This window comes from Leucobacter sp. (assembly GCF_053528595.1).
In genome coordinates, this window is the sequence record NZ_JAIVPF010000004.1 from 1 (window position 1) to 11,351 (window position 11,351).

At 70.4% G+C, this 11,351-nt stretch carries 11 protein-coding genes; 5 read left to right on the plus strand and 6 right to left on the minus strand.

The window, feature by feature from the left end; genetic code table 11:
* Both ACWKZU_RS00725 and purU read left to right on the plus strand, forming a co-directional pair.
* On the plus strand, nucleotides 1-314 hold a 314-nt coding region (locus ACWKZU_RS00725), incomplete at its 5' end, for a glycine cleavage T C-terminal barrel domain-containing protein (protein WP_449280479.1).
* Nucleotides 311-1,183 carry a formyltetrahydrofolate deformylase gene (purU, locus tag ACWKZU_RS00730; RefSeq protein WP_449280480.1) on the plus strand — a complete coding sequence of 291 codons (873 nt, stop codon included), beginning with the start codon at nucleotides 311-313 and terminating at the stop codon, nucleotides 1,181-1,183. The genes ACWKZU_RS00725 and purU, both read left to right, overlap by 4 nt.
* Before the next feature lie 65 nt (nucleotides 1,184-1,248).
* Here the strand turns inward: purU and ACWKZU_RS00735 are convergent, their stop codons facing one another.
* Nucleotides 1,249-1,767, minus strand: a complete 519-nt coding sequence (locus ACWKZU_RS00735; RefSeq protein ID WP_449280481.1) for a flavin reductase family protein — start codon at nucleotides 1,765-1,767, stop codon at nucleotides 1,249-1,251.
* Nucleotides 1,768-1,779: 12 nt separating this feature from the next.
* Nucleotides 1,780-3,339 carry a 4-hydroxyphenylacetate 3-hydroxylase N-terminal domain-containing protein gene (locus tag ACWKZU_RS00740; RefSeq protein ID WP_449280482.1) on the minus strand — a complete coding sequence of 520 codons (1,560 nt, stop codon included), beginning with the start codon at nucleotides 3,337-3,339 and terminating at the stop codon, nucleotides 1,780-1,782.
* A gap of 177 nt (nucleotides 3,340-3,516) precedes the next feature.
* Between ACWKZU_RS00740 and ACWKZU_RS00745 the strand changes: the two genes are divergently transcribed.
* Complete coding sequence (locus ACWKZU_RS00745) at nucleotides 3,517-4,089, plus strand: TetR/AcrR family transcriptional regulator (RefSeq protein ID WP_449280483.1); 573 nt, start codon at nucleotides 3,517-3,519, stop codon at nucleotides 4,087-4,089.
* Between the two features lie 44 nt (nucleotides 4,090-4,133).
* Here ACWKZU_RS00745 and ACWKZU_RS00750 read toward each other — a convergent pair whose 3' ends face one another.
* A complete protein-coding gene (locus ACWKZU_RS00750; RefSeq protein WP_449280484.1) occupies nucleotides 4,134-5,138 on the minus strand; it encodes a hypothetical protein in 1,005 nt (334 codons plus the stop codon).
* 271 nt (nucleotides 5,139-5,409) lie between these two features.
* On the opposite strand from ACWKZU_RS00750, the gene ACWKZU_RS00755 reads away from it, so the two are divergent.
* A complete protein-coding gene (locus ACWKZU_RS00755; protein ID WP_449280485.1) occupies nucleotides 5,410-6,732 on the plus strand; it encodes a response regulator transcription factor in 1,323 nt (440 codons plus the stop codon).
* A gap of 13 nt (nucleotides 6,733-6,745) precedes the next feature.
* Here ACWKZU_RS00755 and ACWKZU_RS00760 read toward each other — a convergent pair whose 3' ends face one another.
* A complete protein-coding gene (locus ACWKZU_RS00760; RefSeq protein WP_449280486.1) occupies nucleotides 6,746-7,747 on the minus strand; it encodes a PDR/VanB family oxidoreductase in 1,002 nt (333 codons plus the stop codon).
* A gap of 206 nt (nucleotides 7,748-7,953) precedes the next feature.
* Between ACWKZU_RS00760 and ACWKZU_RS00765 the strand changes: the two genes are divergently transcribed.
* Complete coding sequence (locus ACWKZU_RS00765; protein WP_449280487.1) at nucleotides 7,954-9,162, plus strand: cytochrome P450; 1,209 nt, start codon at nucleotides 7,954-7,956, stop codon at nucleotides 9,160-9,162.
* A 72-nt stretch (nucleotides 9,163-9,234) separates the two neighbouring features.
* Here the strand turns inward: ACWKZU_RS00765 and ACWKZU_RS00770 are convergent, their stop codons facing one another.
* Both ACWKZU_RS00770 and ACWKZU_RS00775 read right to left on the minus strand, forming a co-directional pair.
* The gene (locus ACWKZU_RS00770; protein WP_449280488.1) at nucleotides 9,235-10,734 is read right to left on the minus strand and encodes an APC family permease; all 1,500 of its coding nucleotides are present in this window, start codon (nucleotides 10,732-10,734) and stop codon (nucleotides 9,235-9,237) included.
* A 47-nt stretch (nucleotides 10,735-10,781) separates the two neighbouring features.
* The coding region (locus tag ACWKZU_RS00775; RefSeq protein WP_449280489.1) for a VOC family protein at nucleotides 10,782-11,351 on the minus strand (570 nt) is incomplete at its 5' end.

The following is an 11,351-nucleotide window of genomic DNA, read 5'->3' on the forward strand; positions in this document are numbered from 1 at the left end:
AGTTCCAGGGCCGCGACGCACTCGTGGCCCTCAAGGAGCGGGCCCGCCGCACCGTGGCGTCGCTCGTCATCGACGGAGAGGCGGACGGCCTCGACGACGCGAGGGTCTTCCACGGCGACCTCGAGGTCGGCTCGGTCACGATGGCGATCCCCTCCCCCGAGCTCGGCGGCGCCGCACTCGCCCTCGCCCGGATCGCGAAGGGCCACGCCGCGAAGGACACCGAGCTGACGGTGCGCGCCGACGGCGGCGACCGCGCGGCGCGTGTGGTGCCGACCCCGGTCTACGACCCCCAGCGGCTGAAGGTGCGCTCGTGAGCGCCGCCCGCCGGGCGCCGGTGATGGAGCACCACGTGCTCACCCTGCGCTGCTCCGACGAACCCGGCATCGTCGCCGCGGTGTCCCAGACCGTGTTCTCGCACGGGGCGAACATCACCGACAGCGCGCAGTACGCGCACGAGCGCAGCAGCACCTTCACGCTGCGGATGGAGATCGACGTGCCGGAGGGCGCCGAGACCCGCCTCGACGCCGGGCTGCGCGAGGAGCTCGCCCGGTTCGATCCCGTGCTGTCGCTGCGGCGCACGAGCGAACTCCGCAGAGTCGTCATCATGGTGAGCACCGCGGACCACTGCCTCTGGGATCTGCTCTACCACTGGCAGGCGGGCGACCTCCCCGTCGAGATCGTCGCCGTCGTGTCGAACCACGAGCGCCTGAAGCCGCTCGTCGAGCCGCACGGCATCCCCTTCCATCTGCTGCCGATCACCCCGGACACGAAGGCGGCGCAGGAGGCGAGACTGCGCGGAATCGTGACCGAGACCGGGGCCGACTTCATCGTGCTCGCCCGCTACATGCAGATCCTGAGCGACGAGTTCTGCTCGCACTATCCCGGGCGGATCATCAACATCCACCACTCCTTCCTGCCCGGGTTCAAGGGCGCGAAGCCCTACCACCAGGCCTACGATCGCGGCGTGAAGCTGATCGGCGCCACCGCCCACTACGTGACGAGCGACCTCGACGAGGGGCCGATCATCGAGCAGAACGTGGTGCGGGTCTCGCACCGGCAGCTCGAGGACGACCTCGTGCGAACGGGCCGCGACGTCGAACGGCGTGTGCTCACCCGGGCGGTGCGGTTGCACGCCGAGGACCGGGTCATGCTCACCGGTCACCGCACGGTGGTGTTCGACTGAAGAACGAGCGAGGCCCGGGGGATCCCCCGGGCCTCGCAGCCGTCTTGCCGAAGACGGGTTCGGCGTCAGGCCGCGGCCATCCGCGCGAACGACGCGATCGTGCCGAAGCCGCGGTTGTGGTAGAGCAGCGGAGCACGCTCCTCGCCCAGGTGGCCGCGGATGATCTCGACCACCACGATCGCATTGTCACCCTGGTCGTAGACGTCGACGATCTCCGTCACGAGCCGCACGGGCGCGTCGGCGACCACCGGCACCCCGTCCTCGAGGCGCCAGTGGTCGCCGACGAAGCGCCGCTCGAACGGACCGGCGAACAGCTCCCCGAGCGCGGAGGATTCCGCGCCGAGGAAGTTCACCACCACGCGGTTGCCGATGTAGATCGCCCGGTAGCCGTGCGATCTCTTGATCACGTTGAACGTGGCGCGGGCGGGAACGGCCGACAGCGACGCCAGCGAGGTGGCGGTGAACCCGATCGGCTCGCCCGCGGGATCGTTGGCGGTGAGCACCACGACCCCGCTCGCGTGCCGGCGGAAGGTGTTGCGGAACAGGTCGAGCATCTGCTCGTCCTCGAGAGGGTTCTCAGTCACGGCGGTCTCCTTTCACGAGCGTCGGGCGATGAAGTTCACGTCGTCGGGGTTGACGAACCGGCCGTTCGTCCACCCCTGCAGGTCGTACTGGCTCATGCACGTCTCGACGAGGTGCCGCGCGTGCTCGAGCGTTCCGTCGCGCTGGGCGGTCTGGTTGAGGGCGAGGTGGTTGATCTCGGGCTGCCCGAAGTAGTTGAGCTCGTAGAGCTCGTGCCGCGCGCCGAACTCCGAGCCGATCGCATCCCACAGCAGCTTCATCGTCTTCGACCGGTCCACCGCCGTCTTGCCGTTGGAGCCGCGCAGATAGCGGTCCAGGAACGGACGCATCTCGGGCGTCTCGAAGTCGATCGCGTTCGAGTTCAAGTAGATGAGCCCCGAGGCCACGATGGTCTCGACGATCTCCCGCATCCGGCGGTACATCGCCGGGGCCATCGCCGCATAGGCGAAGCCGTAGGCCGCGTTCGGCACGAGCGAGCGCCCGTTCCACCCGGGCTCCGCCATCTCGATCATGCCGTCGCGCATGGCGTTCACCGCCTGCCGATAGCCGATCACCTCGCCGAGCGCGGCCTGCACTCCGCGGAACCCGCCCGCTCCCGTGATCTCGAGCGCCTTGCTGATGGCGCCCACGAGGAAGTCGAGCTTCACCCCCATCCGGGTCGAGGCCTGGAAGGTCGCGCGGGGCAGCCACCCGGAGAGATCGTCGAACTCGTTGATGCGCTCGACGTCGTAGATCAGCACGTTCTCCCAGGGGATCAGCGCCTCGTCGAAGATCAGCACCGTGTCGTTCTCGTCGAGCCGCGAGCTGAGCGGATAGTCGAAGGGGCTCGCCGCGCGGGCGGCGACCATCTCGTAGGAGGCCCGGCTGATCATGCTGATCCCCTTGCCCGACACGGGGGCGATGAAGGTCAGCGCCAGTGACTTCTCCGCGACGGGCGGCCCGCCGCTCTTCGAGATGTAGACGTACTGCGTGGTCGGGGAGCCGGTCGCGACCACCTTGGCGCCGCTCACCACGAGGCCGTTGTCGGTCTCGCGGTCGACGTGGACGAACACGTCCTTGGACTGCTCGACCGGCAGGGAGCGGTCCACCGGCGGGTTCACGATCGCGTGGCCGAGATGCAGCACGCGCTCCTGCACCTCCTTGTACCAGAACCGGGCGTTGTCGGCGTACTCCCCGAAGTACTCCGGGTTGTCGCCGAGCGTGGTGATGAGCGAGGCCTTGTAGTCCGGCGTACGGCCCATCCAGCCGAAGACCTGCTCCTGCCAGCACCGGATCGCATCGCGGCCCGCGCGCAGGTCGTCGCGGCTGTAGGCCACCTTGAAGAACGGGTGCGTGCAGCCGCCGCTGCCGGTGTCGGTCGGGGCGTTCAGCACGTCGCGCGTCCCGGCGGCGTGCATCGCGTCGTAGAGCTCGGCCAGCGAGCGGGCCGAGTTCCGGAAGCCGGGGTGGGTGGTGACGTCGTCGACCCGCTCCCCGTAGCTCCACAGCGTGCGCCCGTCCCGCAGGCTCTCGAGGAACTCCTCCCCGGTCTGCACCCGGGATCCGGCTCCCGTTCCTCTCACGACATCCTCCATGATGTGTCCTTTCCGTGCGTCATTGCCGCGAATCGCGTGATGGATGCCCGCCGGAGCGGCGCGCATCTGCGTACAAGTGTACACAGATTCGTGTACGCATGTACATACTTGGATAGAATGGTCCCCCGTTCGCCCCGTACGATGAGGGGGACCGCCCGAGATCCGAGGGAGCGCACGATGACCCCAGCCGAGAGCCCGAGCAGACCGGCCCGGCGGCGCCCGAAGAACGATCCGCTGCGCCGGCAGCGGATCATCGACGCAACCGCGCGCATCATCGGCACCCAGGGGATCGGAGCGGTGACCTTCAGGTCCGTCGCGGCGGAGGCGGACGTGCCCCTGGGCTCCACGACCTACTACTTCGCCGACAAGGACGAACTCCTCGTGTCGACGATCCTGGAGCTCCGGCAGAAGAGCGACATCCACTTCGCGAGCGTGCTCGCCGACCGCATCCCCAAGTACGGCGTCGCCGGCGGGATCGCACGGATGGTCGAGGAGGTCACGACCGACTGGCACGACTCGCTCCTCGAGGGGTACGGAGTGTACGTGAGCACGTTCTCCCAGCAGAGTCTCCGCAGCGTCGTCTCCAGCTGGACGCTGGAGCATCTCATGTCGATGTACTGCCCTCCGGCGTCGGCCCGGCCGGTGGCGTTCCTGCTCGAGGGCGTGCTCGCGCAGGTCGTGCTCGGACAGGCCTCGGTGACCGCCGAGGAGCTCGAGCCCGCGATCCAGAAGCTCCTCGAGCTGGAGTGAGCGGCGGGCGCGGAGCCTCCCCCGCGGTCCCTTCTGCGGGGGGCTCAGCCCCGATAGGCGATCGCCGGCATCTCCGAGTGCCTGACCCAGCCGGGGGCCGCGTCGATCACATCCTGCAGCCGGTTCACCACCTGCCCCGTGACCTGGTGGGCGCCGGCCGAGAACCCGGTCTCCATCCGCAGAGAGGGGACCCCCTCCACCGACCACGATTCGCCGCTGACGTGCACGCCGGGCTGCAGGATCCCGGAGACGGTGAACTCCAGCAGCGGTTCGCCGTCGGACTGCGGCTCCCGCAGCACGCGATCGCGCAGGCCGACGATCTCTCCCGGCCGGATGTCGCGGCCCAGCGCCCAGCTGTGCACCGGCGTCTCCGCGAGGATGAACTCGGTGGTCACCGAGCGCGGCGCATCGGGGAGGCCGAGGCGATCGGCCAGGCCGTCGAGCGCGGGGAGGGCGAACGGCGGTCTGGGCATTCCGGGCTGCCAGTCGACCGTCACGACCCGCCGCTCAGGACACCCGCCCACTCCGAGGGAGGAGAGGATCTCCGGGCCGCAGGTGTCCGGGTTCCAGCGGGACTCCCAGCGGATCGCGTCGACTCGATGGGAGGCGCCGATGAGCTGAGCACCGAGTCCGATCCAGAACGCGTCCTCGTGCCCGCCGCCGTAGATGCTCACTCCGCGCTCGCGCGCCAGCGCGTCCAGCCGGCGGGTGGCATCGGGCGAAGTGCGCCACGGATGCGAGGCCTCCTCGGCGATCGTGATCGCGTTCGCGCCGGCGCGGACGGCCCCCGCGATGAACGGCTCGTGATCGTCCAGGTAGCTGTTCGTCGTCAGCACGACGATGTCCGGTCTCGTCCGCGCGAACTCGCCCTCGGCGTCGTCGGAGACGATGACGCCCGTCGGCGCGTCGAGACCCGCGACCTCCCCCAGCTCCCTGCCGACCTTCGCCGCGCTCCGCGCGATCGCCGACACGACCGGGATCCCGCGCTGCTGCAGGAGCCGGGCCACTCCCGCGCCCATCTCGCCGATCCCGTAGAGAGCGACCCTCATGCGTTCCTCCTCAGCCGCGTTGCCGTCTGACTCACCAAGCTATCCAGAGCGACACCCCGACTTCAATGCGTGAAAGAAACGAACGGTTCATTTCAGTATCATTTGTGCTCGCGCACGAGCCGTACCCGGACACGTGGGCCGCACGCACATGCCGACGACCTCTCCGGCGGAGCGGGACGCCGGCCGGCTGCCCCGCACCAGCCGGTCCCCGGTCGCGGGAGGTGCGTCCCCGGACGACTGCGACTACTCTGACCGCAGGAGGTCGGAATCGATGGCGACACGCACCGCACGCACCGGCACGGGCGCTGTCGGGCGCTCGGCGCCTCCCCGACCCCCGGCGCCTCCCGTTCCCGCGCGCACGGCGCTGCTCGCGGGCTGGCTCGATCTCGCCGACCGCTTCGCGGCGAACTGGTTCGGCCCGGAGCAGGCGGCGCTCTTCGCCGAGGTTGACGAGGCCGTGCCGACGCTCGGCCCCATCCGCGTCGGAGCCTCGGCGGCCGAATCGCGGGCCCTGCTCTCCGTGCTCGTGGAGCTCTGGCCCTACCTGACGCGGGAGGGGCTCGGACGCGAGGCGGAGGAGTGGATGGCGGCGGCCCTCCGCGGCGCCGGCGAGCTCGTCGACGCGGACATCGCCGTGCGCGCGAACTGGGTGCGCGCGTGGCTGGCCTACGACACGATGATGCTCGATCGGGTCGACGACATCGTTCACGCGCTCGAGACGGCCGCGACCGAGCCGCGGCATCGGGCTGCGCTGTCGCAGATCCTCGGCATCCGCGCGCTCTACGAGGAGGATCCGCACCGCGCGCATCGGCACCTGATCGACTCCCACGCCTTCCACCGCGCGAACGGGAGCGCCGCCGAGCGCTTCGTCGACCTCTCCTTCCTCGCCGCGACCGCGTCGGCCCTCGGCGACCGGAGCGCGGCCTACGACTACTGCGAGCAGACCCTCGCCATCTGCGACCGGCACGACGAGCACCTCATGCGGAGCTATGTGATCTGGGCCTTCGCCCTGAGCGCGTGGCGGGCCGCGGATCGGCATCGCGCATACGTGCTCGCCCTCGACGGCGCGGCGAACGCGGTCTCGATCGGGGACCATCACGCCGCGGCCATCTGCACCGACATCGCGGCCTGGTACGAGGCCGCGCACGGCGATCCGCGGGAGGCCGGGCGCCTGCTCGGCTTCGCCGAGGCGCTGCGACTCTCCAACCGGCTGCCCTCGCCCTACCTCGGAACCGACATCGAGCACCGGAGGTGCGTGGACGCCGTGCTCGAGCGGATCGGAGCCGACGAGTTCGGGGCGATCCTCGGTGCGACGCGACGGACCGCACTCGCCGATGTCGGGGCGTGGATCGCCGCCTCGGCCGATCCGGGCCAGGATCCCTCGGCACCGCCCCGCCTCACCCCGCGGCAGCAGGAGATCGCCTCCCTCATCGCCGAGGGGCTCACGAACAAGGAGATCGCGCGTCGCCTGCTCATCACGGTGAGCACCGTGGAGACGCACATCGAGCACATCTTCCGCAAGCTCGACGTGGTCTCGCGGGCCCAGGTCGCCGCGTGGGCGGCTTCGCAGCGCCTCCCCGCGCGGCGGGCCTGACCGGCCCCTCGCGTCACACGTCCAGCACGAGGTGCTGGCCCGGAATCGCCCGCGACACGCAGGGGAAGATGCAGTCGCCCGCCGCCCGCTCCTCCGCGGTCAGCACCTGGTCCCGGTGGTCGACCCCACCCGAGAGCACCGGGGTCTCGCAGGACCCGCAGATGCCGGCGCGGCAGGAGCTCACGACGAAGGCGCCGACCTCCCCGAGACGCTCGAGCAGCGTCGTTCCCGCCGGCACCTCGAGCTCCACCCCGCTGCGCTGCAGCGTGACCGTGAACGCGGAATCGCCCTCCCGCAGCGCCTCGGCGTCGGCGGAGAACAGTTCGGTCCGCACCCGATCGCCGATGCCGAGCTCGTCCGCAATCGCGCGCACGTCGGCGACGAGCCCCTCGGGCCCGCAGCAGTAGACCGCGCAGTCCGGTCCGATCCGCTCCAGCTCGCTCCGCACCGGCGGTCTGCCGGCCTCTCCGCTCGACCACAGCACCGCCTCGTCGTGTCCCTCGAGACGGTGCCCGAACGCGTGACGACCGGTCCCGCTCGCGGTATAGAGCAGACGCCAGGCCGCGCCGGCCTCCGCGAGGTCCTCGACCATCGGCAGGATCGGCGTGATGCCGATCCCCCCGGCGATCAGCAGCGCCTCGCGTCCGGCCCGATACCCGAAGGCGTTCCGCGGCGCTCCCACCCGGAGCCGCGAGCCCCGCACCGCGCACTCGTGCAGCCACCGCGACCCGCCCGACCCCTCCGGCTCGTCGAGCACCGCGATCCTCCACTCCCCCGCGCGCGACCCGCCGCGATCGCCGCAGAGGGAGTACTGGCGCAGACCGAACGGGGTGGCGACATCGATGTGCGATCCGGGCGACCACTCGGGCAGCGCGCGGCCGTCGCTCGATCGCAATCCGAGCGAGACGACGCCGGGCGCCTCGACGGCCCGCTCGCACACCTCGACCTCGATCGCGTCATCGCCCAGTGCCGGGATGTGCGCCGACAGCTCCGCCGCCGAGCCCTTCGTGTCCATGCCGTTCCTTCCGTCGCTCTCCGAGGCGCGGGCCTCGGGCCGGAGGCGGTCCGGCCCTGCCGCCCATGCTGTCCCATCGGAGCTCGAGGCGGCATCGGGGATAACCCCGATGCCGCCGGGCGCATCCCGCTGCGCATGATGGTCGCAGGAGGCGCGCCGCGCCTCCCGACGACAGCCGCGCTACGCGGCGGAAGGGAGCGGTCTCCATGGCGGAGCGCACTCTGGAACGAACGGGGTTCGACCCCGACGAGATCACCTTCGATGCGCTCGAGGGGGATCCCTACGAGCTCTTCGAGCGCCTGCGCACGCACGCGCCGATCGTCCACTCGGAGCGGACCGGCCTGTGGCTCGTCACCAGCTGGGCGGCGTGCAGCCACCTCGGCGCCCTCGCCGACGCCCACACTGCGGGCAGCGAGGACGACAACCGCTTCTTCGGCGTGCCGAACGTGCTGAGCATGGACGGCGCCGCGCACCGCTCCCTCCGGGCGGGCATCGATGATCAGCTGCGGCCGAGAGCCGTGCGCGGCTACGCCGACGAGCTCGCGCGACCGGTCGTCGTCGACTACATCGAGCGGATCCGACCGCGCGGCGGGGCCGACCTCACGACGGAGCTGTTCGAGCGGATCAGCGTCCGCGTGATCGGCGACAAGCTCGGCCTCGGGGAGATCGACGACGACACCCTGATCACCTGGTTCAAGACCCTGAGCGAGGGCCTCGAGCAGCAGTCGCGCGAGAACGACGAGGCCGCCCGGGCGGCCTCGGTGACCGTCGGCGAGATCGATGCCCGCCTGCGGGAGCGGGTGGAGCGGCTGCGCGAGCGGCCGGACTCGAGCATCATCTCCCACATGGTGCACACCGGCGCCCCCGACGGCGAGCCCCGGAGCTTCGAGGACGTCATCGCGTCGATCCGCGTCATCATCCTCGGGGGTTTCCAGGAGCCCGGCAACGCCGTCGCGAACACCTTCCACGGCCTGCTCGGCCGTCCGGATCAGCTCGCACGGCTCGCCGCGGACCCGAAGAGGTACGCCGCGCCCGCACTCGAGGAGGGCCTGCGCTGGATCGCTCCGATCAACTCGGTCGAGCGCACGGCTCGCCGGGACATCGTGACGGAGTGGGGGACGATCCCGGAGGGCACCCCCTTCATCCTCGTGGTCGGCGCCGCGAATCGCGACCGTTCCCGGTTCGAGCGCGCCGACGACTACGACCTCGACCGCAGCTTCCTGCCGCACGCCACGTTCGGCTACGGGGAGCACTTCTGCGCGGGCCACGCGCTCGCGCGGAGCCTCGGCGAGATCATCGTCGAGGAGACCGCCCGGCGGCTGCCCGGCCTGCGGCGCGACCCCTCCGGCGACGTCGAGGTGTCCGGGTTCTTCTTCCGCGGCGCGAAGCACCTCCCCGCCGTCTGGGACGTCTGAGCGAGGGTGCGGAGCAGCCCGGGCGCCGACACCGCGGCGCCCGGGCTGCTCCGTTCCGGGAGGGCCCGGATCCTAGACGACCGTGTTCGCCTGGGTGTGGTCCAGTCCCTCGTAGCGCTCGGGGTGGCGCTTCTGCGTGATGGTCGCGGCGATGACCCCGACCAGGAAGAAGACCACCGGGAGGATCATGAGGACCGTGTTGAGCAGCGGGTTGTCCACCGCGCCCGAGAGCGCGGAGAAGTTGACCATAGCGTTCACCATGATCCCGCCGAACACCAGGAACGACAGCAGCGGGGAGATCGTCGACACCCAGAGGTTCTTCCGGTTGCCGGGGTTCCTGCGGAAGTAGACGAAGATCGCGATGCTCGTGAGCACGAAGACCATCATCAGCGCGAGTGAGCCGAGCGCGATCTCCCAGCCGAAGAACACGTAGGGGTCGATCCCCGAGAGCAGCCAGAGCAGGATGACGACGAGCGCGATCGCCGACGTGGTCAGCGAGGCCACGTAGGGTGCGCCGCTCTTCGGGTGCACGTAGCTCAGCCGCTCCGGCAGCACCGAGTGCCCCATGGAGTGCAGGTAGCGGGCGGCGATGTTGTGGTAGGCGAGCACGCAGGCGAACATCGACGTCAGCGCCACGATCTGCATGATCTGCATGAAGACGGGGCCGACATAGGTCGCCGCGGTCTCGTAGACGATCCAGAACTGGGCCGTCTCGTCGGAGGTCAGCAGGTCCATGACGCCCTGGGTGCCCCAGCCCTGGACGAACCCCCACAGCGCGAAGAAGTAGAAGATCGAGGCCGAGAGGATCGCGATGTAGATGGCGCGCGGGATCGTCTTCTCCGGGTCGCGCGCCTCGTCGCGGAAGATCGCGGTCGCCTCGAAACCGAGGCCGATGCTGAAGCCGAAGAGCAGGCTGATCGCGATCGATCCCGAGAAGAACACCTCGGGGGTGAACTGCTCGGTGATCGAGATCCCCTCTGCCGGGGTCCCGCCCTGGATGAGGACGGCGACGTTCATGATGACGATGACCAGCACCTCGGCGATGAGCACGAACGCGAGCACCTTCGCATTGACGTCGATGTTGGTCACGCCGAGGATCGCGACGACGACGATCATCGCGATGGTCCAGACGTACCACGGCGGCTGGAACGAGTCGGCACCGAAGAACCCCGCGATCGTCTCGTTGATCGAGAGCCCCATGAGGGTGAACACGAAGCTCTGGAAGACCAGGTACCCCGTCATCGCGACGAAGCCGGCGCCGACGCCGACCTTCCTGCCGAGGCCCGCGGTGACGTAGGAGTAGAACGCGCCCGCCTTCGGGACGAACCGGGTCATCGCCGCGAAGCCCGGGGCGAAGAGCAGGAGCAGCAGCGGCACGAAGAAGTAGACGACGGGCAGGCCCGCCCCGTTGCCGTTGATCATGTTCGTCGGCGACGAGACCAGGATCGTGAGGGGTGCGGCCGCCGCGACGACCATGAAGACGATCGCGAGCGGGCCGAGGTTGCCGCGCAGCCGGCCGGAACCGGGTTCGGCGTCCGGCGCCGTTCGCGCCTGCGTTTCTGTTGAAGACATCTTCGTCCTTTGTTCTCGTTGGATGTTTCTGCTGTCGTTGCGGCGCCTCAGAGCGCCGCGCCGGCGACCTGGAGCGCCTTGAAGACCCCGCCGGCCGGGTCGACCACGACACCCCAGGTGCCGAAGGCACTGACGTTGTCGCGGGTGTTCACCGCGCCCCCGGCCGCGGCGGCCGCCTCGACCGCGGCCGTCTGGTCCGCGACCGCGAACCAGGGCAGCCAGTGGGGCGGGAGGAAGGATCGCGCCTCCTCCACGACCTCGTAGGATCCGCGCAGCGCGAGGCCCGCGGCGTCGCGGAAGAAGCACACCTCGTGGGGCACGATCGGATCGTGGACCGAGTCCGGGAAGAGCGCCCGCTGGAACGCGACCTGGGTCTCCAGGTCGTGGTTGGTGGGATCCACGAGCGCCAGGCGGCCGAGCTCCGTCGAGACGGGCACGGCTCGTCCCGGCGCGGGGACGGCGAGACCGAAGGGTGCGCCGAACGGGTCGAGCAACCACGACGCCGCGCCCGGGATCAGCATCGGCTCCGCCTCCCGCAGCAGGGTCGCGCCGGCGGCCAGCGCGCGCTCCACCGCCGCGGAGAGGTCCTCCGCGCCGAGGAAGACGTGCCAGCCGAC